The following is a 24,449-nucleotide window of genomic DNA, read 5'->3' as shown; positions in this document are numbered from 1 at the left end:
CCGACCCGGAGTTGCCCCGTGACAGACCATGTCCCGTCCGCCGACCTGCCCGACGATGGCAGCCGTGGTGCGCCGGACGGCGCCGGGAGCGGGCCGGGCACCATAGCGGTCCTCGGTGCCGGCCGGGTGGGCACCGCCATCGCCCGGACGGCTATACGGGCCGGCTACCGGGTGCGGCTCGCCGCGTCCGGCGATCCCGCCCTCATCGACCTGATCGCGCAGATCATGGCACCGGGCGCGGACACGAGCACGGCCGCCGACGCGGTCGCGTCCGCCGACCTCGTCGTCCTGGCCCTGCCGCTGGGCAAACATGCCACGCTCGACGGCGACACCCTCGCCGGCAAGGTCGTCGTCGATGCCATGAACTACTGGCCGAGCACCGACGGTCGCAACCCCGAGCTCGAGGCCGCGCCGAGCACGTCGGAGGTGGTGGCCCGCCACCTGACCGGCTCCGCGGTCGTGAAGACGCTCAACCACATCGGCTACCACGAGCTCGAGGAACAGGGCCTGCCGGTCGGCGCCCCGGCCCGGCGCGCCCTCGCCGTCGCCGGCGACGACCCCGACGCCACGGCGCTCGTGCGCGCCTTCGTGGACCGGCTCGGCTTCGACCCGGTCGACGCCGGCGACCTCGCATCCGGGGTGCACCTGCAGCCGGGCACGCCGATCTTCAACGGGAGCCACGACGCCACCACCCTGGCGACGCTCCTACGCGAGGCCCCGGCCGCCGTCGGGCACTGAGACCTTCGACCGGCGAGCAACGCCGGCTGCACCACTGACCCGGGGCCGTCAGCCGCGGGCGTCGTGCAGCGTGCGCGCGGCCTCCGCGATGGTGCCGGACAGCGACGGGTACACCGTGAACGCGCTGGACACCTGGTCGACGGTCAGCCGGTTACTGATCGCGAGGGTGATCGGGAAGATCAGTTCGCTGGCCCGCGGTCCCACCACCACACCACCGATGACCAGGCCCGAGGCACGGTGGGAGAACATCTTCACGAAGCCCTCGCGGATGCCGAGCATCTTCGCGCGGGGGTTGCGGGCCAGCGGCAGGGTGGTGATCGCGCCGCGCACCTCGCCGGAGGTGATCCGGTGCTCGGGGATGCCCACGGTCGCGATCTCCGGGGCCGTGAAGACGTTCGCCGAGACCTGGCTCAGGTCGAGCGGGGAGACGGCGTCTCCGAGGGAGTGCCACATGGCGATCCGGCCCTGCATGGCTGCGACCGAGGCGAGTGCGAGCACCCCGGTGCAGTCGCCGGCCGCGTAGACGCCCCGGGCCGTGGTCCGGGAGACCCGGTCCACCTGGATGTGGCCGGACTCGCTCACCTTCACCCCGGCGCCCTCCAGTTCCAGGCCCTCCGTGTTCGGAACCGCACCGACGGCGATGAGGCAGTGCGAGCCCTGCACGACGCGTCCGTCCGCGAGCTCCACCTCGACGCCGTCGCCGACGCGGCGGGCTCCGGCGGCCCGCGAGCGCGAGAGCACCTCCATGCCACGCCGCTTGAACACGGTCTCGATGAGCTCGGCGGCGTCCGGGTCCTCCCCCGGCAGCACGCGGTCCCGGCTGGACACCAGGACCACATCGGCACCGAGGCCGTTGTAGGCACCGGCGAACTCGGCGCCGGTGACGCCCGAGCCCACCACGATCAGTCGTTCGGGCACCTCGGTCAGCTGGTAGAGCTGGGTCCAGTTCAGGATGCGTTCGCCGTCGGGCACGGCCGTCGGCAGCACCCGGGGCCGGGCGCCGGTCGCGAGCAGGACCACGTCCGCGGGAAGGCGCTGATCGCCGTAGCTCGTGGTCGCGATCACCGCACTCGGGCCGTCCATGCGCCCTTCGCCGTCCACCAGGCCCACGCCCTCGCGCTCCAGGCGGGTGCGGATGTCCGCCGACTGCGCCTTCGCGAGGCTCAGCACGCGGGCGTCGACGGTCGCGAAGTCCGCCTCGAAGGAGCCGGCGTGGCCACCGGTGGGGCGGATCCCCAGGTCCGCGGCCTCCTCGGTGACCGTCATCCACTCCGCGGTGGCGATCAGGGTCTTGGAGGGCACCACGTCGGTCAGGACCGCGGAACCGCCCATGCCCTGCCGCTCCACCACGGTGACCTCGGCGCCGAGCTGCCTGGCCACGAGCGCGGCCTCGTAGCCGCCCGGGCCACCGCCGATGACCACCACCCGGGAGCCCTCGCGGGTCGATGACCTGCCGACTCCGGACGCGGGCTCGGTGGTCGTGGGCGAAGTCGGGGTGCTCGTCACGTGGGACATTGTGCCGTGACGCAGGTAGGTTCGGCACCGTGAGCAGTACCGAAACCCCCGTGACCTCCCCCGATCCCGGCCCCGGCACCGAGCTGGACGACCCGGCGACCGACCCGTTCGATGCGGCTGCGGCCGCCGCCGCGGCGATCACCGCCCGCAGCGGCGTGCCCCATCATGACGTCGCCCTGGTCCTCGGATCAGGCTGGGGTGAAGCGGCGGACGTGCTCGGCGAGACCGTCGCCGAGTTCACCGCCGAGGACATCCCCGGCTTCTCCCGGTCCGGGGTGGCCGGGCACGCCGGCACCCTGCGCTCCGTGCGGTTCACCGGCGCGGACGGTGAGATCCGCCACGCCCTCGTGCTCGGCGCGCGGACCCACTACTACGAGGGCCGCGGCGTGCGACGGGTGGCACACGGGGCGCGCACGGCGGCGGCCGCCGGTGCCCACACGATCGTGCTCACGAACGGGTGCGGCGGGCTGCACCGCGAGTGGGTTCCGGGCACGCCCGTGCTGATCAGCGACCACCTCAACCTCACCGGCGCCTCCCCGCTCGAGGGCCCGACCTTCGTGGACCTCACCGACCTCTACTCCGCCCGCCTGCGCGAGGTGGCGAGGTCCGTGGACGACACCCTCGACGAGGGCATCTACACCCAGTTCCGCGGCCCGCACTACGAGACCCCCGCCGAGGTGGCGATGGTCAAGCGGCTCGGTGGCGACCTGGTCGGCATGTCCACCGCGTTGGAGGCGATCGCGGCCCGGCACGCCGGGCTGGAGGTCCTCGGGATCTCGCTTGTCACGAACCTGGCCGCCGGCATCTCGCCGGTCCCGCTGTCACACGCCGAGGTCCTCGACGCCGGCGCCGCCGCCGGTCCGCGGCTCGGCGCCCTGCTGGCCGAGATCGTCCGCAGGATCGCCTGATGAGCGACCTGGTCGCGGCCACCCGGGCGTGGATCGACGACGACCCGGACCCGGCCACCGCGGACGAGCTGCGGGAACTGCTCGACCACGCCCTCGGCGACGGGTTCAGCACCGGCGAGCAGCGGGTGGCCCTGGCCGAGCTCGCGGACCGGTTCTCCGGGCCGCTGGAGTTCGGGACCGCCGGGCTGCGGGGTGCCCTCGGCGCCGGCCCGCACCGGATGAACCGGGCCGTGGTGATCCGGGCTGCGGCCGGGCTGGTGCACTACCTCACGGACGCCCTCGGCTCCCCCGGCCCTGCCCCCCGCGTCGTCATCGGCTACGACGCCCGGTTCGGCTCCAGCGACTTCGCCGCCGATACCGCGGACGTCGTTGCCGCCGCCGGCGGGCACGCGTATCTGCTGCCTGCGGCGCTGCCCACTCCGGTGCTGGCGTTCGCGGTGCGGCACCTCGACGCGGACGCCGGCGTGATGGTCACCGCCTCCCACAACCCGCCCCAGGACAACGGGTACAAGGTCTATCTCGGTGGCCGGGTGGTCACCGACGCCGGGCAGGGCGCCCAGATCGTGCCGCCCGCGGACGCGGAGATCTCCGCCCGGATCGCGCTGGTGCCCTCGGTCGCGTCGGTCCCCCGCTCGGCGGCCGACGCCGCCGCGACCGGCGGCTCCCGTGAGGTCCTCGGCAGCGGCATCGTCGACGCATACGCAGCCAGGGCCACGGCCCTGGTGCCCGACGGCGTCCCTCGCGATCTGCGCATCGTCCTCACCCCGCTGCATGGCGTGGGTGGCGCCCTCGCCGGGCGGGTGCTGGCGCAGGCGGGCTTCGCGGACGTCACGCTCGTGGCCGAACAGGCCGACCCCGACCCGACGTTCCCGACCGTGGCGTTCCCGAACCCGGAGGAACCCGGCGCGCTCGACCTCGCCTTCGCCACCGCGGCCCGGGTGGGCGCGGACCTGATCATCGCCAACGACCCGGATGCGGACCGCTGCTCCGTGGCGGTTCCCGACGTCGCCACGGTCACCGGCTGGCGTCAGCTCACCGGCGACGAGGTCGGTGCCCTGCTCGGGGAGCAGGCAGCGGCCGAGGCGGCCGGCCACGTGGCCGCAGCCGGCCGGGCAACGGGCGGCGCGTCCGGTCCGGGCGTGCTGGCGAGCTCGATCGTCTCCTCCCGGTTGCTGGCGGCCATCGCTGCGCACCACGGGCTCGCGCACCGGGCCACGCTCACCGGCTTCAAGTGGATCAGTCGGGTGGACGGACTCGTCTTCGGCTACGAGGAGGCCCTCGGCTACTGCACCGACCCGGCCGCCGTGCGGGACAAGGACGGGATCACCGCGGCGGTCCGGATCGCGGCACTGGCCGCGGACCTGCACGCTCACGGACGCACGCTCACCGACGTGCTCGACGACCTGGCCCGCCGCCACGGCCTGCACGCGACGGCGCCGCTGTCCGTCCGGGTCGAGGACCCCGGCCTCATCGCCGCCGCCCAGGACCGGCTCCGCAAGGCGCCGCCGACCACCCTGGCGGGCTCCGCCGTCGCCGAGGTCGTGGACCTGGCGCAGGGCAGTGCCGACCTACCGCCCACGGACGGGCTGCTCTACCTGACCGAGGCGAACGACCGCGTCATCGTGCGACCGAGCGGCACCGAGCCGAAGATCAAGTGCTACCTCGAGGTGATCGAGACGGTTGCGCCCGGCGAGGACCTCGGTCCCGTCCGCGCGCAGGCGGCGAGCCGCCTGGAGCTGCTGAAGGCGGACATCGCCGCGGCCGCCGGGCTGGTCATCCCCGCATGAGCGACGTCGCGGCCGACTCGGTCACCGCGACCGGGGTGCGGGAGGCGGCCCAGCGGATCCAGCACGCGGTGCACCGCACCCCGCTGCAACGCTGGGAGCGGATGAGTGCGGCCACCGGCGCGACGGTGCTGCTCAAGCGCGAGGACCTGCAGACCGTGCGGTCCTACAAGGTGCGCGGGGCGTTCAACCTGATGCTGCGGCTCGACGCCGACGAGCGGGAGCGGGGGGTGGTGTGCGCGAGCGCCGGGAACCACGCCCAGGGGGTCGCGAAGGCGTGCCAGGAGCTCCGGATCCGGGGCCGGATCTACGTGCCGCGGACCACGCCGCGGCAGAAGCTGGACCGGATCGCCTCCCTCGGCGGTGACTACGTGACGATCGTGCCCACCGGTTCCACCTACGACGAGGCGTCCGCGGCCGCGGCGCAGTTCGCCCGCACCGACGGCGCCGTGCAGGTACATCCCTTCGACGACGCGCGCACCATCATCGGGCAGGGCACCGTCGCCAAGGAGATCCACGACCAGCTCGGCCGCAGCCCGGACGTGGTGGTCATCCCGGTGGGCGGCGGCGGCCTGCTGGCCGGCATGGGCACGTATCTCGCCGACGCCTGCCCGACGACCCAGGTGGTCGGGATCGAGCCGGCCGGGGCGGCGTCGATGGCGGCGGCTCTGACCGCCGGCGGGCCGGTCACCCTGGCGGACATCGACACGTTCGTCGACGGCGCCGCCGTACGCCGGGTGGGTGCGCTCAGTTACGCGGTGGTCGCCAAACTCGGCGCACCGGTGCGCCAGGTCGCCGAGGGCCGCGTGTGCACCGAGATGCTGGAGCTCTATCAGACCGAGGGGATCATCACCGAGCCCGCGGGTGCCCTGGCGCTCGCCGCCGTCGGGCCGGTCGGCTCCGGGGCGACGCTGGAGGTCGCGCCCGGGTCCACCGTGGTGTGCCTGCTCTCCGGCGGGAACAACGACATCTCGCGGTACGCCGAGGTGGTCGAGCGCTCGCTCGTCCATCAGGGCCTGCGGCACTACTTCGTGGTCGACTTCCCGCAGGAGCCCGGTGCCCTGCGCGCCTTCCTGGACTCGGTGCTCGGACCCGACGACGACATCTCGCTGTTCGAGTACACGAAACGCTCGAACCGGGAGACCGGCCCGGCGTTCGTGGGGCTGACGCTCGGCTCGGCGGACGGCTACGAGCCCCTGCTGGCCCGGATGGACGCCTCCAGACTCACCTACCGCGTGATCGCCCCGGACTCTCCGCTATTCCGGTTCTTCGCCTGAGCCAGCGATCACCCGGGATGCGCAGCTACGGCGCGTTCGGCACGGAATCGGCGGAATCCGGCCACTGGCGCGGTAGGTTCGGACCATGAGCGACACCGGGTACGGCGACTTCGAGTTCGAGCGGAAGTTCCTCGTCCGCGAGCTACCCGTCGCGCTGCTGGACGAGCCGGCGCCGGACGTCATCGTGCAGAGCTACTTCCTCGCATCCGACGGGTACGCGCTGCGGGTCAGGTTGCAGATGCCTGCCCCCGCGAACCTGCCCCGCACGGAGGTGGAGCTCCTGGACGCACTCTCGGGACGGTTCACGTTCTGCACGCTGACCGCCAAGGGCCCCGCGAACGGGGGCACCCGGTACGAGGCCGAGCGCGAGCTCGACCCGCACGTCGCCGAGCAGATGGTGCGCCGGGGCGGGCACCTGGTGGTCAAGTTCCGGCATGCCGTGTGGCTCGGCGGCGATGGGTGGGTCATCGACGAGTTCCTGGCCGCGAACGCCCCGCTGCTGGTGGCGGAGGTGGAACGCGACGGCCCGGTGACGGACCTGGTGATCCCGGACTTCTGCGTCAGTGAGGTCTCGGACGATCCGCGGTTCGGCAACGAGTCCCTGGCCGGACGCCCCTATGGCACCTGGGCCGCGCAGTTCGAACGTGAGCTCGCGGCGACGGGTCCGCGGTTCCTCCAGGAGTTCGGCCACAACGAGCGGCCCTGAGCCGGGTCTGGGGGTCTGCCGGTCGGCGAGCGCCGACCGGGAGCGTCCGCATGTCGGACGCCAGTAGACTCGCCGCTATGACTTCAACGGTGACGACGCCGTCGTCCGGGTCCGCGCACGGGCCCCACCCCGCGGACCGGACCGGCGCCCAGGTGGCGGCCGACGCGGCCGCGGTGATCGGCACCGCGGACCTCTCCGAGGCCGGCCTGCGCCGGTTCCTCCAGGGCCTGCCCGGCGTGGACCGGGTCGGGGCCGACGGGCGCGCAGCCCAGCTGGGCACGCGCTCGATCAAGACCAGTGCGAAGGCCTGGGCCCTCGACCTGACGATCTCGATGATCGACCTGACCACGCTCGAAGGTGCCGACACCGCCGGCAAGGTGCGCTCCCTCGTGGCCAAGGCCCGCACCCCCGAACCCGGCGATGCGACCTGCCCGCGACCGGCTGCCGTCTGCGTCTACGGCGACATGGTCACCGTGGCACGTGAGGCCGTCGGGACCTCGGGCATCAACGTGGCCGCTGTGGCGACCGCGTTCCCGTCCGGGCGCGCCGGGCGCGAGGTGCGCCTGGCCGACACCCGGGACGCGGTCGCCGCGGGCGCCGACGAGATCGACATGGTGATCGACCGCGGCGCGTTCCTGTCCGGTCACTACCGCAAGGTCTACGACGACATCGTCGCGGTCCGCGAGGTGTGCCATGAGGCCGAGCGGCCCGCGCACCTGAAGGTGATCCTCGAGACCGGTGAGCTGGCCACCTATGACAACGTGCGCCGCGCCTCCTGGCTCGCGATGCTCGCCGGGGCGGACTTCATCAAGACGTCCACCGGGAAGGTCTCCCCCGCCGCGACCTTGCCGGTCACCGTGATCATGCTCGAGGCGGTCCGGGACTTCCTGGCCACCACCGGGGTGCAGGTCGGCGTGAAGCCCGCGGGTGGCATTCGCACCGCCAAGGACGCGATCAAGTACCTGGTCGCCGTCAACGAGGTGGCCGGCGAGGCCTGGCTGGACCCGGACTACTTCCGGTTCGGGGCCTCGTCGCTGCTCAACGACGTCCTCCTGCAACGCCAGAGGCTGGCCACCGGCGCCTACTCCGGCCCCGACTACGTGACGATCGACTGAGGACCACCATGCCACGCTTCGAGTACGCACCGGCCCCGGAGTCCCGGGCCGTCGTCGACATCGCCTCCTCCTACGGGCTGTTCATCGATGGCGAGTTCGTCGAGTCCGCGTCCGGTGGCTCCCTGAAGACGATCAACCCGGCCACCGAGGAGTCCCTCGCGGACGTCGCGGTGGCCGACGAGGCCGACGTCGACAGAGCCGTCCGTGCGGCCCGACGCGCCCAGGAGAAGGTCTGGGGACCGATGCCCGGCGCGGAGCGGGCGAAGTACCTGTTCCGGATCGCCCGCCTGCTGGCCGAGCGTTCGCGCGAGTTCGCTGTCCTCGAGGTGCTGGACAACGGCAAGCCGATCCGCGAGGCCCGGGACGTCGACGTGCCGACGGCTGCCGCGCACTTCTTCTACTACGCGGGCTGGGCGGACAAGCTCGACCACGCCGGTTTCGGGCCGTCACCGCGCCCGCACGGCGTGGCCGGGCAGGTGATCCCGTGGAACTTCCCGCTGCTGATGCTGGCGTGGAAGATCGCACCGGCGCTGGCCACGGGGAACACCGTGGTGCTCAAGCCGGCCGAGACGACGCCTCTCACGGCGCTGCTGTTCGCGGACCTGCTCCGCCAGGCCGAGCTGCCGCCGGGCGTCGTGAACATCGTGACCGGGGCCGGGGCCACCGGCGCGGCGGTGGTCGCCCACCCGGGTGTGGACAAGGTCGCGTTCACGGGCTCCACCGCGGTCGGCAAGCGGATCGCCAAGGAGATCGCGGGGACCCGCAAGCACGCCACCCTCGAACTCGGCGGCAAGGCCGCGAACATCGTCTTCGACGACGCCCCGATCGACCAGGCTATCGAGGGCATCGTCAACGGGATCTTCTTCAACCAGGGCCAGGTGTGCTGCGCAGGCTCGCGTCTGCTGGTCCAGGAGTCGGTCGCCGAGGAGGTCGTGGATCGCCTCAAGGCCCGGCTCGGCACCCTCCGGGTCGGGGACCCGATGGACAAGAACACGGACGTGGGCGCGATCAACTCGGCCGCGCAGCTGGCCCGCATCACAGACCTGACCAAGGCCGGCGAGGAGGAGGGCGCGGTGCGCTGGACCGCCGACTGCGCCCTGCCCGAGCAGGGCTTCTGGTTCGCGCCGACGGTCTTCACCGACGTCTCCGCGGCGCACCGGATCGCCCGCGAGGAGATCTTCGGCCCGGTCCTGTCGGTACTGACGTTCCGCACCCCCGCCGAGGCCGTCGCGAAGGCGAACAACACCCCGTACGGGCTCTCGGCCGGGATCTGGACGGAGAAGGGGTCGCGGATCCTGTCCATGGCGGACAAGCTCCGCGCCGGCGTGGTCTGGGCGAACACGTTCAACAGGTTCGACCCCACCAGCCCGTTCGGTGGGTACAAGGAGTCCGGCTACGGCCGGGAGGGCGGCCGCCACGGCCTGGCCTCCTACCTGATCGAGGGGAGCACCCGATGAGGGCCACGTCGCCCGCACGGATCGACGTGCGCAAGACCTACAAACTGTTCGTCGGCGGCGCCTTCCCGCGCTCGGAGTCCGGCCGGACCTACGAGGTGACGAGTGCGAAGGGTGCGTTCCTCGCGAACGCCGCGCAGGGTTCGCGCAAGGACGCCCGGGACGCCGTCCGGGCGGCGCGCTCCGCACAGCCCGGTTGGGCCGGGGCGACGGCGTACAACCGCGGGCAGGTCCTGTACCGGGTCGCTGAGCTGCTCGAGGGCCGCCGGGCCCAGTTCGTCGCCGATGTCGCCGCCGGTGAGGGCCTGACCGAGCGGCGCGCGCAGGACGTCGTCTCCGCCGCGATCGACCGGTGGGTCTGGTACGCGGGCTGGTCGGACAAGGTCGCTCAAGTGGCCGGCAACGCGAACCCGGTGGCCGGGCCGTACTTCAACCTCTCCGCCCCCGAACCGACCGGCGTGGTCGCGGTGATCGCGCCGCAGGCGTCCTCGCTGCTCGGCCTGGTGTCCGTGCTCGCACCGGCGATCGTCATGGGGAACACCGTCGTGGTGGTCGCGTCCGAGAACCGGCCGCTGCCCGCGGTCAGCCTGGCCGAGGTGCTCGCCACCTCGGACGTGCCCGGTGGCGTGGTGAACATCATCACGGGGCGTAGCGCGGAGATCGCCCCACACCTGGCCAAGCACATGGACGTCAACGCCATCGACGTGGCCGGGGCGCTCGGCGCCGACGGCATCACCTGGGGCGAGCTCGAGGCGGACGCCGCGGACTCGGTCAAGCGGGTGCTCCGCCCCGCCGGCGACGCCGAGGGCTCCTGGACCGAGGCCCAGTCCCTGAACGCGATCCTCGCCTACACCGAGACCAAGACGGTCTGGCACCCGAAGGGGATGTGACGGGGACCACGGCCGAAACGGGCGCCCGAGCGCTTGGAAACCCACGGTCCGAGCCAGCGAGACCAAGGGCTTCTGCGCGGTCGGTTGAAGGTCATCAGGCCCCACGACGTGGGCGATCCAATGCTCGGGCGCGATGCGCCCGCTGTCAGGATCTGCGACCGACCAGCTCGTCGTACCGGATCGCCGCCACGCCGGCGACGATCAGGAGACCTCCGAGCAGCTGCACCAGGCCGGGCAGCTCCCCCACCAGCAGCCAGGCGAACACGATCGCGAACAGCACCTCGACGAGGCCGACGAACGAGGCGAGCTTGGCGCCGAGGCGCCGGGTCGCGGCGATCCCCGTCGTGTAGGCGACCACGGTCGAGACCAGGACCAGGGCGATCAGGGCCGCCCACCACGGCACCGCCGCGCCGCCGAGGGTGACGTCCGCCGCGGCCACCCGGATCGGGAGCAGCCCGGTCGCCCCGAGCAGCCCGAGGGCGACCGCGCCGACGGTCATGCCGCCGGCGGCGAGCACGATCGGTGGCAGCCCCGTCGAGGCGTTGCCGCTGAGGATGAAGTACCCGGCGAGCCCGCAGGCGGCAGCGAGGCCCCAGAGCACGCCGACCAGGTCGACGTCGTTCGCGCCGGTGAGGTCGAGGACGAGCACGAGCCCGACGACGGCGAGCACCACCCCGGTCACGGTGGCCGCCCGGGGACGCTGCGCGTGCCGGACCCAGAGCCAGAGCACCACGAGGATCACACCGAGGTACTCCAGCAGCAGCGCCACCCCGACGGTGACGTGCGCGATCGCGGAGAAGTAGGCGAACTGGGTCAGGGCCAGGGCGAGCAGGCCGTACCCGGCGATCAGCCTCGCGTTCGTACGCAACAGCGACCAGCGTCCACGCAGCTGCAGCACGGCCGGCACCACCAGAACGAGAGCGGCGCCGGCGATCCGGGCGGTCACGGCCGCCCCGGCGCTCCAGCCGACCTCGAGCAGCGCTCGGGCGATCGGCCCGGACGTCGCGAACACGGCTGCCGACAGCAGTCCCAGCCACAGGCCGCCAACCTGCGACCGGACCGCGGGAACCGTGCGCGCGAAGGCGGCGCCGCCGTCGGGCTCCCGGGGACCCGGCCCGGTCGCAGCGCTCATGCGTGCAACCTGGCGAGGAACTCGCGGGTGCGCGGCTGCTCGGGCGCGCCGAGCACCTGCTCGGGTGGCCCGGACTCGAGCACCCGGCCGCCGTCGAGGAAGCAGACCAGGTCCGCGGCCTGCCGGGCGAAGCCCATCTCGTGGGTCGCCACCAGCATCGTGGTGCCCTCGGCACGCAGCTCGGCGAGCAGGTCGAGGACCTCCCCCACCAGCTCCGGGTCGAGCGCGGAGGTGACCTCGTCCAGGAGCAGCAGCTCGGGCCCGTTGACGAGCGCCCGCGCGATCGCGGCTCGCTGCTGCTGGCCGCCGGAGAGATGGTCGGGGTAGGCGGTGACCTTGTCCCCGAGGCCGACCCGTTCCAGGATCGCCACGGCGGCGGACTCCGCCTCGTCCTTCGTCCGGCCGTGCACCAGGCGGGGCGCGAGCGCGACGTTCGCGAGCACGCTCATATGGGGGAACAGGTTGTAGGCCTGGAACACCATGCCCATCCGGGCCCGGGCCGCGTTCGCGTCCACCCACGGGTCGGCGAGGTCGACGCCGCGCAGCTCGATGACGCCGTCGTCGACCTCCTCGAGCAGGTCGACGGCGCGCAGCAATGTCGACTTGCCCGACCCCGAGGAACCGATCAGCACGACGCACGAGTGCTCGGCGACGTCGAGGTCCAGCCCGTCCAGCACGAGGTTGGTCCCGAACGACTTGCGCAGCCCGGCCACGCGCAGCAGCGGCGCCGTCGGCTCGGTCATCGGATCGCCCCCACCGTCGCACGGCCGCTGCCGCGCCCACCGCGGCGGGCGTTGTAGGCATCCACGAGCCGGGTCAGCGGCACGGAGATCAGCAGGAACAGGAAGCCGGCGGCCACGTAGGCGGTGAAGTTGTAGCTGCCGGTGACGGCGATCTCGGCAGCCCGGATCGCGTCCACGGCGCCGAGGATCGAGATCAGACCCGAGTCCTTCTGCAGGGCCACGATCATGTTCAGCAGCGCCGGGGTGACCGCTCGCACCGCCTGCGGGACCACCACCCGGCGGGTGGTCTGGCCGCGGGTCAGCCCGAGCGCGCGGGCCGCCGCAACCTGTGAGGGGTGCACGGACTCGATACCGGCCCGGAAGATCTCGGCCAGATAGGCCGTGTACGTCAGCACGATGGCCAACGTGCCCAGGAACACCGCCGTGATCGGCAGCCAGGGCAGCCGCAGGGCGGGCAGGCCGAAACCCACCAGGAGCAGCACCAGCAGCACCGGCACCCCGCGGAACACATCGATGTAGATCGTGACGACCGCCCGCAGCGGGAACAGCGCCGGCGCGGTGGTGGTGCGGGCGATGGCGAGCAGCAGCCCGCCGACCACCGCGATCACACCGGCGATCACCCAGACCCGCAGGTTCAGCCACAGGCCCTGCGCCACGGCGGGCAGCACGTCGACGAACTCGACCGGGTCGAAGAACGCCTCCCGGGCCCGCTCCCACCCCGGCGACCCGACGAGGACGACCACGGCGAGCACGGCCACCACCACGGTGGACGCCAGCGCGACCAGGAAGGAGCGGCGCCGACGCCGGCGCCGGTAGGCCACCCGCGCCAGCGCCCGCTCGGAGGGCGCCCAGTGCCCGCTCACGGCGGCGGCGTCAGCTCAGCGCGGGGATGTCGTCCGTGCGCAGCCACTGCGTGCTGAGCTCGGCGATGGTGCCGTCCTCGTGCAGCGTGTCGACGGCGGCGGAGACACAGTCGGTCAGCACCGAGTCGATGTCGAGGACGAACCCGATCTGGGCGGTCTCGCCCACCTCGGGCAGGGTCCCGATCACCGCGGAGTCCGGGAAGTACACGGTGGAGGCGGACACCGCCTGGTTGACGTCCATCACGACGGCGTCGACCTGGTCGTTCGTCATCGCCTGCATGGCCAGCCCGGCGTCGTCGAACGGCACCAGCTCGACGGCGTCGCCCCAGGCGGCTTCGGCGATCGGCATCGAGGTCTGGCCTGCGGTCACCCCCACCCGCGCACCCTCCAGCTCGGCGAGCGTGGTGGCGCCCCCGTACGGGCCGGCCTCCTGCACCACCAGTCCCTGCAGGGTGTCCAGGTACGGGCTGGAGAAGTCGACCACCTCGGCGCGTTCGGGGGTGATCGTGGTCTGGTACGCGGCGAAGTCGAACGGCTTGATGCTCGGCGCGATGATCTGCTCGAAGGTCACGGTCTCCCACGTCACCTGGTCCTGCTCGTAGCCGAGCTGCTCGGCGACGGCGTAGACGAGGGCCGACTCGAAGCCCTCACCCGTGGTGGGGTCCTCGCCCACGTACCAGGGCTCGTAGGGAACGCTCGTGCCGACGGTCAGGACGCCGTCGGTCAGGGTCGTCAGTTCGCCGGGCGCGCACTCGGCGGCGCCTTCACCGGTGGTCCCGGTGCCCGTGGTGGGGTCCTCGGCACCGTCGGCCGAACACGCGGCCACTGCAGCGAGGGCTGCGATCAGGACCAGGGCAGGAAGACGACGGCGCACAACAGGGCCTTTCTCAGGTGATCCGGGGTGGCGACGGCCGTCGGGCGATGCCCGCGGGCGACACTTGAACTCTAGAACAATCCTGCTCCGTAGGACTCCGGCGGTCGGAGACCGAGACGCACGTCACTGCCGTCGAGGTCCGGCGCAGTCAGCGCCGGGGGTCGTCGACCCGTTCGTCATGGACCCGATGGACCCGCTCGAGCAGCGCCATGAAGTTCGCCTCGTCCCGGATCCGAGCCCGGTACTTCTCCGGGAGGGCCTTCAGCACGGCCTCCTCGGCGAGCAGGTCGGCGTACACCTCCTCCTGCACCTTCGGGTCCTCGTCCTCGACCTCGAGGTAGGACTTCGCGTGCCTCTCGGCGCCCTTGATGGCGTTCTGCGCCCGGCCCTTCGGACTGAGCAGCGAGGCGACGATCGTGACCACGAGTACCCCGATGATCACGGACAGGGACAGCGCCGTGGAGATCTCGACGACGTCCACGTGCTCGCCGCCGTTGATGAAGGGGACGTTGTTCTCGTGCAGCGCGTGCAGGATCAGCTTGACGCCGATGAACGCGAGGATGGCGGCCAGTCCGTAGGAGAGGTAGATCAGCCGGTCCAGCAGTCCGTCGAGCAGGAAGTACAACTGGCGCAGCCCGAGCAGGGAGAACGTGGTGGCCGTGAACACGATGTACACGTTCGTGGTGAGCCCGAAGATCGCCGGGATCGAGTCAAGCGCGAACAGCACGTCGGTGCCGCCGATCGCCACCATCACGAGCAGCATCGGAGTCAGCGCGCGCCGCCCGTCCACGATCGTGAAGAGCTTGTCGCCGTCGTAGTGCTCGGAGGTGTGCAGGAACCGGCGGGCGAGCCGGACCACCACGTTCTCGCCGTCGTCGTCATGCCCCGGCTTGAGCATGTTGCCCGCCGTGATCAGCAGGATCAGCCCGAAGAAGTAGAAGACCCAGGCGAAACTGTTGATGAGCGCGGCGCCGAGGAAGATGAACCCGGTTCGGGCGATCAGCGAGAACACGATGCCGAACAGCAGGACCTTCTGCTGGTCCGCCCGGGGCACCTTGAAGCTCGTCATGATGATGAGGAACACGAACAGGTTGTCCACCGAGAGTGCCTTCTCGGTGATGTACCCGGCGAAGTACTCGGTGCCCATGTCGGTGCCGCCGAGGACGAGCACGCCCACCCCGAACAGCAGCGCGATGCCGACGTAGATGGCGGACCACTTGGCGGCCTCGGGAAGCGTGGGTATGTGGGCCTTGCGCACGTGGAACCAGAAGTCGAAGAACAGCAGCCCCACGATCCCTGCGACCGTGACTGCCCAGATCCAGCCGGACACCTCCATCAGGACTCCTCTGAGCGATGTCCGTCGTGGCTGTGGTCACCGGACTGCGCTGCGGCGTAGCCGGGTTCGATCTGTTCGGCGATGATGACCCGCATCTCCTGGTTCGGGGCGAACGCGTTCCAGGCGGCGGTCAGGGTCACCTGCTCGAAGTCCTCCAGGGTCCAGCCGGCCTCGTCCACCAGGGCCCACATCTCCCGGCTCATCGACGTGCCGGACATCAGCCGGTTGTCGGTGTTGAGGGTGACCGCGAAGCCCATGTCCCGGAGCACGGTGATCGGGTGTTCGGCCACCGTCGCGGCGATGCCCGTCTGCAGGTTCGACTGCGGGCAGATCTCGAGCGGGATCTGCCGGTCGAGCACCCACTGGGCCAGGTCACCGAGCGCCGCGAACAGCTCGCCGTCCGGGTCGGTGCCGAGCTCGATGTCGTCCATGATGCGCACGCCATGGCCGAGCCGGAGCGCCCCGCACAGCTGGACGGCCTCCCAGATGCTCTCGAGTCCGGCGGCCTCGCCCGCGTGCACCGTGTATGGGAAGTTCGCCTCCCGCAGGGTGCGCAGCGCGGTGAGGTGGCGCGACGGCGGGAAGCCGTCCTCCGGGCCGGCGATGTCGAAGCCGACGGAGCCGCGATCCCGGTTCGCGAGGGTCACCTCGGCGATCTCGGCGCCCCGGTCGAACTGCCGCATCGCGGACGGCAGGGTGCCGACCCGGATCCGCCGGCCGGCCGCGGCTGCCTCGGCGACACCCTCGGCGAGGCCCGCGTGCACGGCGTCGAGGACCTCCTGGAGACTCAGCCCGCCGCCGAGGTGCTGCTCGGGGGCGTACCGGAGCTCGGCGTAGACGACACCGTCGGCGGCTAGGTCCACCACGGCCTCCCGGGCGACCCTGCGCAGGCTGGGCTCGGTCTGCGTGACCGCGAGCGTGTGGGCGAACGTCTCGAGGTAGCGGGTCAGGTCACCGGCGCTGGCGGCCTGCACGAACCACGCCGCGAGCTCCTCGGGGTCCGTGCTCGGCAGGTCGTGTCCGGCGTCGGCGGCCAGTTCGATGATGGTCGCGGGGCGCAGGCCACCGTCGAGGTGATCGTGGAGCACCACCTTCGGCAGCGCGACGATGTCCTCGTGGGTGAGCGTCATGGACCGAGCGTAATGGTCCGTCCCCGAACGGCGCGCGTGTCTGAGCTCAGGGCACGAGCCCGACGATCGCGAGGGCGCCACCCAGCGCAGCGAGCACCACGACGGCGATGCCGACGTGCAGCAGGGAGGTCCACGGGCCGCTGCCGTCGTGGCGCCAGCTGCGCAGGTCGCGCAGCACGAGGACGAGCAGCGCCAGCGCGGCGAGGCCGGCGACCGCCGCGATCACCGGACGCTGCTGTCGCTCGGCCGTGAGCGCGACGAGCATCGCGCCGAGCACCGCCGCGAGCATGGTGCGGTTCCACGCCAACATCGTCCGCTGGGGCTGGGCCCCGGGGTCACCGGCAAGCCCTTCGACCGCTCTCACCGGCTGCGCCGACTCATCCGAACGCCTGGACCACTGCGTAGCCGGCCAGCACCGCGGCGATCGCCGCGACACCGACCACCAGGATCGGCAGTGCACTCGGCGCCGGCAGCGGCCGGCCAAGACGCAGTGCACGCTCGGTGCGCCGCCAGCCCACCAGCGCCCCGACGGCGAGTGCGCCACCGGCCAGGCAGGCAAGGGCGGCCACGAGATCCAGCAGCGGGCCGGCGACGGCGAACGTCGCCAGGGTGGTCAGGGCCACCCCTCCGGCCACGAGGGCCAGGCCCGTGCGCAGCCACGCGAGCGCGGTGCGCTCGTTCGCGAGGGAGAACCGGGCGTCCGGTTCCGTGCCGACGCCGTACACCGACGCGGGCCGCCGCTCGGGTCCGGCGGCGGGGTAGCGGTCCGGGTGGAGGTCGCTCACGCGGCGTCGACCCGTTCGAGCACCACCGCGCCCGTCGCCGGGCGGGATCCCGCAGGGGCGATGGTGACGGCGTCGGTGAGGGCCTCGGCGGCCCGGTCGAAGCGGTCCGGGGTGTCGGTGTGCAGGGTCATCAGGACCTGTCCCGCGCGCACCGGTGCGCCGGGCTTCGCGTGCAGTTCGATGCCCGCGCCCGCCTGGACGGTGTCCTCGCGGCGGGCGCGGCCCGCGCCGAGGCGCCAGGCCGCGATACCCACGGCGAGTGCGTCGAGCGCCACCAGCACGCCGTCGGCGGGTGCGAGGACCTGCTCGGTGTGCTTCGCCGTCGGCAGCGGTGCGTCCGGGTCGCCGCCCTGGGCCGCGATCATGGCGCGCCAGACGTCCATGGCCCGACCGTCCGCGAGCGCGGCGGCGGGGTCTGCGTCGGGTCGGCCGGCGGCGTCGAGCATCTCCCGGGCGAGGGCCACGGTGAGGTCGACGACGTCCGCGGGACCGCCACCTGCGAGCACCTCGACCGACTCGCGCACCTCGAGCGCGTTGCCGGCGGTGAGCCCGAGTGGGGTGGACATGTCGGTCAGCAGCGCGCTCGTGCGTACCCCGGCGTCCGTGCCGAGGTCCACCATGGTGCGGGCCAGCTCGCGGGCGTCCTCGAGGCTCTTCATGAACGCCCCGGACCCGACTTTCACGTCCAGCACGAGGGCACCGGTGCCCTCGGCGATCTTCTTGCTCATGATCGACGAGGCGATGAGGGGGATCGACTCGACGGTGCCCGTCACGTCCCGCAGCGCGTACAGCTTGCGGTCGGCCGGCGCGAGCCCGGAACCGGCCTGGCAGATGACCGCGCCGACGTCGTCGAGCTGAGCAAGCATCTCCGCGTTCGTGAGCGCGGCCCGCCAGCCCGGGATCGACTCGAGCTTGTCCAGGGTGCCGCCGGTGTGTCCGAGCCCGCGGCCGGACAGCTGCGGCACGGCGACGCCGAACACGGCGACCAGAGGAGCCAGCGGGAGGGTGATCTTGTCCCCGACGCCGCCGGTGGAGTGCTTGTCCGCCGTGGGCCGGGCCAGCGTGGAGAAGTCCATCCGCTCGCCGGAGGCGATCATCGCGGCGGTCCAGCGCGCGATCTCCGGCCGGGTCATGCCGTTCAGCAGGATCGCCATGTTCAGCGCCGCCATCTGTTCCTCGGCGACCACCCCGCGGGTGTAGGCGTCGATGACCCAGTCGATCTGCGCGTCGGTGAGGACCTGCTGGTCCCGCTTGGCACGTATGACGTCGACGGCGTCGAAGGCTTCGCTCATGTGCTCACCCTAGTGAGCCGGGTGCACGGTGGCCTGGACGAGCCCCTCATGCCTCGAGGTCGTCAGGTCCGAACGCGTCCGGGAGCACCTCGGTCATCGGCCGGATGCCGGATACGGTCTCGACGAGCAGGTCCGGGCCGCCGTGCTCCCAGAGGAGCTGCCTGCAGCGGCCACAGGGCATGATCGTGTCCCCGTTGCGGTTCACGCAGACGAACGCGGCCAGCCGGCCCCCGCCCGTGGTGATCAGTGCCGACACCAGGGAGCACTCCGCGCACAGGGTGACGCCGTACGCGGCGTTCTCCACGTTCGCCCCGACCACCAGGTCGCCGGTCGTGGTGAACGCGGCCGCGCCCACGGGGTACCCGGAGTACGGCGCATACGCCCGGGTCATCACCTCGCGCGCGGCGTCCCGCAGGGCGTCCCAGTCGGCATCGGTCATGGCGGCCTCCTGCGAGCGGCTCATGGATACGGCTTACCCTCGGCGGCCGGCGGACGGATCCGCCCGACGAGACCGGCCACGGCGAAGATCGTCGCGAGGTAGGGCAGCATCGCGAGGAGTTCGTACGGCACCGGGGAGCCGATGTTGCCGAGCACCCGGTTCAGCGAGTCGGCGAACCCGAACAACAGGGCCGCGGCCAGTGCACCGGTCGGGCTCCACCGTCCCAGGATCATCGCGGCCAGGGCGATGTAGCCGCGCCCCGCGGAGACCTCCTTGGTGAACGGCAGCGCGGCACTGACGAACGCCGCCCCACCGAAGCCCGCGATCGCCGAACCGAGCACCACGTTGCGGTACCGGGTCCGGTTCACCTTGATGCCGACCGTGTCCGCGGCCTTGGGGTGCTCACCGACGGCGCGCACCCGCAGCCCCCACCTGCTGCGGAAGAGCATGATCTGCAGCACCGCGACGACCACGTACATGACGTAGACGATGACCGTCTGGTTGAACAACGCGGGGCCGATCACGGGAATCTCGGACAAGCCGGGTATCGCGAAGGCGGGCATCCGCGGCGGGTTGTTCAGACCCTGCGGGTTCTGCGTGAGCACGGTGGAGAACAGGTAGTTCGTCAGCCCCAGCACCAGCACGTTCAGCACGACGCCGACGATGATCTGATCCACCCGGTACTTGATCGAGAACACCGCCAGGAGCAGCCCGACCAGGGCGCCCGCGATCGGTGCTGCGATCAGAGCGGCGTAGGGGTTCCGCGTCGCCGAGGAGACCACCACGGCCAGGAACGCACCCGCCAGGAGCTGGCCCTCGATCGCGATGTTGATGATGCCCGAACGCTCGCACAGCACGCCGGCGAGGGCCCCGAACACGAGCGGCACGGCGGCGGTGATCGTGGTGGACAGCAGCAGCGGCAGGGGTAGGCCGCCCGTGTTCCCGGCGACGGCCCAGATCAGGAACGCGAACAGCATCACGATCCCGAACACGATCGGGATCGCGCCGAGCTTGCGCCGGTTCAGCGTGGCCCAGAAGGCCAGCCCGGTCAGGCCGAATGCCACCACCACGAGGAACAGTGCCGACCCCTGGGACGGCAGGTGCAGCGGGTCGATCTGGACCGCGGTCGCCGAGTTGGAGACCACGATGCGCGAGATGGACCCCGGGGGTGTGAAGATCACGAAGGCGAGCAGCCCGATGATGCTGACCACGCCGAGGATGATCGGGGTGCGCCACGAGATCGGTGCCATGGCTCGTTCGTCGAGCAGACCCTCGGGGTTGAGGCGGGGGGTGGCCAGCTGGCTGCTCACGCGGCCACCTCCTTGACTCGACGGCTTCCGTCCGGTGACGGCAGGAAGAACATCGACCGCACCAACGGTGGGGCGGCGATGAACAGGACGATCACTGCCTGGATCACGAGCACGATGTCGATCGGCGTGTTCGAGACGGTCTGCATCAGCGGCGAGCCGGCCCGCAGGGCCCCGAACAGAAGCGCGGCCAGTACTGTGCCCAGGGGTCTGGACCGGCCGAGCAGGGCGACGGTGATCGCATCGAAGCCGATCGAGCCCGCACTGCCGGCCTGCAGCGTCTTGTCGGTGCCGAGGATCTGGGACGCGCCACCGAGTCCGGCGAGGATGCCCGCCGAGACCATGACGAACACGAAGATCAGGTTCACGTTGATCCCGGCCGTGCGGGCGGCGTCCATGTTCGCCCCGACGGCCCGGAACTTGAAGCCGATCGTGGACCGTTCCATCAGCCACCAGACCAGCGCGGCGGCGGCGAGGGCGAGCAGGAAGCCCCAGTGCAGCCGGAACGCATCCCCGAACAGCAGCGGCAGCCGGGCGTTCTCTCCAACCGCGGGTGAGATCGGCCGGGATCCGCCCTGCCGAAGGATCGTCGTGGTGAGCAGATAGGTGACCAGCCAGATCGCGATCCAGTTCAGCATGATCGTCACGATCACCTCGCTCGCACCGGTGCGGGCCTTCAGGAATCCGGCGATCCCGGCCCACAGCCCGCCGACCACCATGGCGGCGATCACGGCGAGGACCACGTGCACGACCACGGGCAGCGACCAGGTGATCCCGACGTAGGTCGCGGCCGCCGCGCCCATCAGCACCTGACCCTGTGCGCCGATGTTGAACAGGCCGGACCGGAACCCCATCCCGAGCCCGAGTGCGGCGAAGATCAGCGGCGTGGCGGCCACCAGGGTCTCGGTGATCGGCCGGATCGCGCGGGCCAGGGTGGGTGCCTGGAAGTCGAACACCGCGCCGCGAAACAGGGACGTGTAGGCCGCGGCGACGCTGTCCCAGGCGGCCGCAAGCGTGTCGAGGGGCCGCGCGAAGAAGTACGTCGACGCGTCCCTGACGTCCTCGTCCGCGATGGCGATCAGAAGGCCGCTGAGCACCAGGGCGGCCACGATGGCGAGCAGCGTGACCAGCCAGTTGGAGGTCAGGATGCCGCGCATCGTCTCCCGGAGCCACCGCTCATCGGGCCGCATGGGATCCGGCTGCGCGCGGGTGCCCGCCTCGGCGTCGGGCTCCGGGACCTCCGGGGTCCGAGGGCTTTCCGGTTCGTGACTCACGAGGGCTCCTCGCTCTGCTCGTCGTCGGCGATGACGTCCGCCTCGCGCAGAAGTGTCGGATGCTCGGCCGCCTCCTCCTGCGCTGCCTCGGGCGCGACGCCCGCCATCATCAGCCCCAGCACGTCCCGGTCCACGTCACCGTCCACGATCCCGATGATCGAGCCGCGATACATCACGGCGATCCGGTCCGCGAGTGCCATCACCTCGTCGAGCTCGGTGGAGACGATGATGACCGGCGTGCCGTGGTCCCGCTCGGCGATGATCCGCTTGTGCACGAACTCGATGGACCCGACGTCCAGGCCCCGGGTCGGCTGGGACGCGATGAACAGCTTCAGCGGGCGGGACATCTCGCGGGCCAGCACCACCTTCTGCTGGTTCCCACCGGAGAGGGTGGAGATCGGTGCCTCGACCGACGTGGTGCGCACGTCGAACTCCTCGACGAACGCTTCCGACCGTTCCCGAACCACGCGGAGGTCCATCGCGATGCCTCGCGCGTACGGAGCGCGGTCGTGCTGGTCCAGGATCATGTTCTCGGCCACGCTGAACGAGCCGATCAGCCCGTCCGTGCTGCGGTCCTCGGGCACGAATCCCACGCCGGAGTCGAGCACGTCGTTCACGGAGAGCCCGATCAGCTCCTTGCCGTCCAGGTCGATCGACCCGGCAAGTGGCGTCCGCAGGCCGAGGATCGCCTCGGTGAGCTCGGACTGCCCGTTCCCCTGCACTCCGGCGATGGCGAGCACCTCCCCGCCGCGCACCTCGAAGCTCACCCCGCTCACCACCGGGCGCCCGACGACGTCGGCGACCAGCAGATCGGTGACCGAGAACACCGCGTCGCCCAGCCGCGGCGGCTCCTTCTCGACGCCGAGGCTCACCGCGCGCCCGACCATCAGGGAGGCCAGCTCGGCCTCGGTGTCCTCCGCCGTCGCGGTGCCGACCACCTTGCCGCGCCGGATCACGGTGATCTCGTCGGCGATCGCGCGAACCTCGCGCAGCTTGTGCGTGATGAACACGATCGAGGTGCCGGCATCGCGCAGCTGGCGCATGATCTCGATGAGTTCGTCGGTCTCCTGGGGCGTGAGCACGGCGGTCGGCTCGTCCAGGATGAGGACCTCGGCGTCCCGGGACAGCGCCTTGATGATCTCGACGCGCTGCTGCACGCCGACCGGCAGGTCCTCGATCAGGGCATCGGGGTCCACGTCGAACCCGAACCTCGCCGAGATGTCCCGCACCAGTGCCCGCGCCCGGTCGAGTCCGATGATGCCGAGGGGACCGGTGGGCTCATGTCCGAGCACCACGTTCTCCGCGACGGTGAACACCGGCACCAGCATGAAGTGCTGGTGGACCATCCCGATCCCGGCCGCCATGGCCTGCCCCGGCCCTGCGAACTCCACGGGCTGTTCGTCGATGACGATCTGCCCCTCGTCGGGCGTGTAGAGCCCGTAGAGGACATTCATCAGGGTGGACTTCCCAGCCCCGTTCTCGCCCAGGAGCGCGTGGATCCGCCCGGGCTCGAAGATCAGGTCGATCTGGTCGTTGGCCACCAGGGACCCGAATCGCTTCGTGATGCCGCGGAGCTCGAGCTTCACCGCCTGCCTCCTTCACGTCGTGGCACGAACTGTATCGCCGTGCGGGCACGGCCGATCGACGAACACAGTCGAGGGCCCGGGCAACCAAGGGCTGCCCGGGCCACCGACTATGACGGATGAATCAGTTCGCGCTCGGGGAGTCGATGACGAGGTCGCCCGCGATGATCTGCTCGCGCAGGTCCTCGATCTCGGTCTGCAGCTCCGCCGGCACCTGGTCCTCGAACGAGTGGTACGGGGCCAGGTCCACGCCGCCGTTCTCCAGCGTGCCGACGTACGGCGTGGGGTCGAAGTCGCCCGCCACCGCGGCGTCGATCGTGTCGAACACCGAGTTGCCGATCAGCTTGATCACCGAGGTCAGGATGAGGTCCTGGTACTCGGCGTTCGACTCCTGCTCGAAGCCGTCGGAGTCGACCCAGATCACCGAGACGCCCTCGTGCTCCGACGCCGCGGACAGCGAACCCGCGCCGACCGGGCCGGCCACCGGCAGGATGATGTCCGCGCCGGCCGCGATGAACTGCTGCGTGGTGTTGTAGCCGTTCTCGGTGTTGGTGAAGTCACCGGTCATGGAGCCGTCCTGGGCGTCCTTGTCCCAGCCGAGCACCTGCACGTCCGTGCCGTGCGCCTCGTTGTACGCGGCGACGCCGTCGACGAAGCCGTCCATGAAGATCGTCACGGACGGGAACGCCTGACCGCCGTACGTGGCGACCGTGCCCGTCTGGGTCATGCCACCGGCCAGGTAGCCGGCAAGGAAGGCGGCCTCCTGCGTGTTGAACAGCAGCGGCTTCGCGTTCGGCAGTTCCACCGGCGAGAAGTCGGGCGCGGAGAACGCGGAGTCGACCAGGGCGAAGTGCAGGTCCTCGTTCGCCTCGGCGGCCGCCTGGATGGTGTCCTCGAGCGCGAAGCCGACGCCGATGGTCAGGGAGCATCCGGCCTGCACCATGGCGTCGGCGTTGCCCGCGTACGCTCCCGGGTCGGTGGACTCAGCGAACTGGATCGTGATGCCGAGGTCGGTCTCGGCCCGCTCGAGGCCCTCGAACCCGGACTGGTTGAAGGAGGCGTCGTCGAAGCCACCCTCATCGGAGATCATGCAGCCGATGAAGTCGGAGTTGTCGGGGGCCTCTGCGGTGGTCTCGGTGTCGCCACCGCCGGCCGTCTCCTCGTCCTCGGGGGCGGCGCCACAGGCGGCCAGGGTCAGGGCGGCGACGGCGAGGGTGGCCACCGCGTAGATCGGCTTCTTCACGTGAACTCCTGTGTCTCTTCGGCGGCTCGCGGGGTGTCGCGAGCCCGGATCCCACGGTGCG

General features: G+C 71.6%; 23 protein-coding genes. 8 read left to right on the top strand and 15 right to left on the bottom strand.

The window, feature by feature from the left end; all coding sequences use genetic code 11:
• Positions 1 to 18 precede the first annotated feature (18 nt).
• Positions 19 to 738, top strand: a complete 720-nt coding sequence (locus tag HALOF300_RS15420) for an NADPH-dependent F420 reductase (RefSeq protein ID WP_231955427.1) — start codon at positions 19 to 21, stop codon at positions 736 to 738.
• Between the two features lie 48 nt (positions 739 to 786).
• On the opposite strand, the gene HALOF300_RS15415 is transcribed toward HALOF300_RS15420, so the two are convergent.
• Positions 787 to 2,253 carry an NAD(P)H-quinone dehydrogenase gene (locus tag HALOF300_RS15415; protein WP_156741815.1) on the bottom strand — a complete coding sequence of 489 codons (1,467 nt, stop codon included), beginning with the start codon at positions 2,251 to 2,253 and terminating at the stop codon, positions 787 to 789.
• Between the two features lie 50 nt (positions 2,254 to 2,303).
• Here HALOF300_RS15415 and HALOF300_RS15410 point away from each other — a divergent pair, with 50 nt between their 5' ends.
• From HALOF300_RS15410 to HALOF300_RS15380, 7 genes are all read left to right on the top strand, one after another.
• A complete protein-coding gene (locus tag HALOF300_RS15410) occupies positions 2,304 to 3,161 on the top strand; it encodes a purine-nucleoside phosphorylase (RefSeq protein WP_231955461.1) in 858 nt (285 codons plus the stop codon).
• Positions 3,161 to 4,948 carry a phospho-sugar mutase gene (locus HALOF300_RS15405; RefSeq protein ID WP_156741813.1) on the top strand — a complete coding sequence of 596 codons (1,788 nt, stop codon included), beginning with the start codon at positions 3,161 to 3,163 and terminating at the stop codon, positions 4,946 to 4,948. Before HALOF300_RS15410 ends, HALOF300_RS15405 begins: the two co-directional genes overlap by 1 nt.
• Positions 4,945 to 6,222: a threonine ammonia-lyase IlvA gene (gene ilvA / locus HALOF300_RS15400; RefSeq protein WP_156741812.1), complete on the top strand. Its 1,278-nt coding sequence runs from the start codon at positions 4,945 to 4,947 to the stop codon at positions 6,220 to 6,222. The genes HALOF300_RS15405 and ilvA overlap by 4 nt, the downstream gene beginning before the upstream one ends.
• 85 nt (positions 6,223 to 6,307) lie before the next feature.
• A complete protein-coding gene (locus HALOF300_RS15395) occupies positions 6,308 to 6,928 on the top strand; it encodes a CYTH domain-containing protein (RefSeq protein WP_156741811.1) in 621 nt (206 codons plus the stop codon).
• A gap of 77 nt (positions 6,929 to 7,005) precedes the next feature.
• The gene (gene deoC / locus HALOF300_RS15390) at positions 7,006 to 8,043 is read left to right on the top strand and encodes a deoxyribose-phosphate aldolase (protein WP_156741810.1); all 1,038 of its coding nucleotides are present in this window, start codon (positions 7,006 to 7,008) and stop codon (positions 8,041 to 8,043) included.
• 8 nt (positions 8,044 to 8,051) lie between these two features.
• Positions 8,052 to 9,500, top strand: coding sequence for an aldehyde dehydrogenase family protein (locus HALOF300_RS15385; protein WP_156741809.1), 1,449 nt, complete (start codon positions 8,052 to 8,054; stop codon positions 9,498 to 9,500).
• Positions 9,497 to 10,387 (top strand): aldehyde dehydrogenase family protein, encoded by an 891-nt coding sequence (locus HALOF300_RS15380; RefSeq protein ID WP_156741808.1) that lies wholly within the window; start codon positions 9,497 to 9,499, stop codon positions 10,385 to 10,387. Before HALOF300_RS15385 ends, HALOF300_RS15380 begins: the two co-directional genes overlap by 4 nt.
• Before the next feature lie 145 nt (positions 10,388 to 10,532).
• Here the strand turns inward: HALOF300_RS15380 and HALOF300_RS15375 are convergent, their stop codons facing one another.
• From HALOF300_RS15375 to HALOF300_RS15310, 14 genes are all read right to left on the bottom strand, one after another.
• Positions 10,533 to 11,519, bottom strand: a complete 987-nt coding sequence (locus HALOF300_RS15375; RefSeq protein ID WP_156741807.1) for an EamA family transporter — start codon at positions 11,517 to 11,519, stop codon at positions 10,533 to 10,535.
• Positions 11,516 to 12,262, bottom strand: coding sequence for an amino acid ABC transporter ATP-binding protein (locus HALOF300_RS15370; RefSeq protein ID WP_156741806.1), 747 nt, complete (start codon positions 12,260 to 12,262; stop codon positions 11,516 to 11,518). The genes HALOF300_RS15375 and HALOF300_RS15370 overlap by 4 nt, the downstream gene beginning before the upstream one ends.
• The gene (locus HALOF300_RS15365) at positions 12,259 to 13,125 is read right to left on the bottom strand and encodes an amino acid ABC transporter permease (protein ID WP_156741805.1); all 867 of its coding nucleotides are present in this window, start codon (positions 13,123 to 13,125) and stop codon (positions 12,259 to 12,261) included. Before HALOF300_RS15365 ends, HALOF300_RS15370 begins: the two co-directional genes overlap by 4 nt.
• A gap of 10 nt (positions 13,126 to 13,135) precedes the next feature.
• Complete coding sequence (locus HALOF300_RS15360; RefSeq protein ID WP_197522592.1) at positions 13,136 to 13,999, bottom strand: ABC transporter substrate-binding protein; 864 nt, start codon at positions 13,997 to 13,999, stop codon at positions 13,136 to 13,138.
• Positions 14,000 to 14,147: 148 nt separating this feature from the next.
• On the bottom strand, positions 14,148 to 15,335 hold the full coding sequence (locus tag HALOF300_RS15355; protein ID WP_156741803.1) for a TerC family protein: 1,188 nt from the start codon (positions 15,333 to 15,335) through the stop codon (positions 14,148 to 14,150).
• Positions 15,335 to 16,465 carry an adenosine deaminase gene (locus HALOF300_RS15350; RefSeq protein ID WP_156741802.1) on the bottom strand — a complete coding sequence of 377 codons (1,131 nt, stop codon included), beginning with the start codon at positions 16,463 to 16,465 and terminating at the stop codon, positions 15,335 to 15,337. Before HALOF300_RS15350 ends, HALOF300_RS15355 begins: the two co-directional genes overlap by 1 nt.
• 46 nt (positions 16,466 to 16,511) lie before the next feature.
• Entirely contained in the window at positions 16,512 to 16,829 is a 318-nt protein-coding gene (locus HALOF300_RS15345; protein WP_156741801.1) for a DUF202 domain-containing protein, read from the bottom strand.
• A gap of 13 nt (positions 16,830 to 16,842) precedes the next feature.
• Complete coding sequence (locus HALOF300_RS15340; RefSeq protein WP_197522591.1) at positions 16,843 to 17,250, bottom strand: YidH family protein; 408 nt, start codon at positions 17,248 to 17,250, stop codon at positions 16,843 to 16,845.
• Positions 17,247 to 18,542 carry a thymidine phosphorylase gene (locus tag HALOF300_RS15335; RefSeq protein ID WP_156741800.1) on the bottom strand — a complete coding sequence of 432 codons (1,296 nt, stop codon included), beginning with the start codon at positions 18,540 to 18,542 and terminating at the stop codon, positions 17,247 to 17,249. Before HALOF300_RS15335 ends, HALOF300_RS15340 begins: the two co-directional genes overlap by 4 nt.
• Before the next feature lie 46 nt (positions 18,543 to 18,588).
• A complete protein-coding gene (locus tag HALOF300_RS15330) occupies positions 18,589 to 19,005 on the bottom strand; it encodes a cytidine deaminase (RefSeq protein WP_231955425.1) in 417 nt (138 codons plus the stop codon).
• Positions 19,002 to 20,291 carry an ABC transporter permease gene (locus HALOF300_RS15325; protein WP_231955424.1) on the bottom strand — a complete coding sequence of 430 codons (1,290 nt, stop codon included), beginning with the start codon at positions 20,289 to 20,291 and terminating at the stop codon, positions 19,002 to 19,004. Before HALOF300_RS15325 ends, HALOF300_RS15330 begins: the two co-directional genes overlap by 4 nt.
• Complete coding sequence (locus tag HALOF300_RS15320) at positions 20,288 to 21,562, bottom strand: ABC transporter permease (protein WP_231955423.1); 1,275 nt, start codon at positions 21,560 to 21,562, stop codon at positions 20,288 to 20,290. Before HALOF300_RS15320 ends, HALOF300_RS15325 begins: the two co-directional genes overlap by 4 nt.
• On the bottom strand, positions 21,559 to 23,148 hold the full coding sequence (locus HALOF300_RS15315) for an ABC transporter ATP-binding protein (RefSeq protein ID WP_156741799.1): 1,590 nt from the start codon (positions 23,146 to 23,148) through the stop codon (positions 21,559 to 21,561). Before HALOF300_RS15315 ends, HALOF300_RS15320 begins: the two co-directional genes overlap by 4 nt.
• 121 nt (positions 23,149 to 23,269) lie before the next feature.
• Positions 23,270 to 24,388: a BMP family lipoprotein gene (locus HALOF300_RS15310; RefSeq protein ID WP_156741798.1), complete on the bottom strand. Its 1,119-nt coding sequence runs from the start codon at positions 24,386 to 24,388 to the stop codon at positions 23,270 to 23,272.
• Positions 24,389 to 24,449 lie beyond the last annotated feature (61 nt).

This window comes from Occultella aeris, assembly GCF_902703175.1.
GTDB classification, from domain to species: domain Bacteria; phylum Actinomycetota; class Actinomycetes; order Actinomycetales; family Beutenbergiaceae; genus Occultella; species Occultella aeris.
Note: the sequence above shows the minus strand (reverse complement) of the source record. Positions and strands in the feature narration are given on the sequence as shown.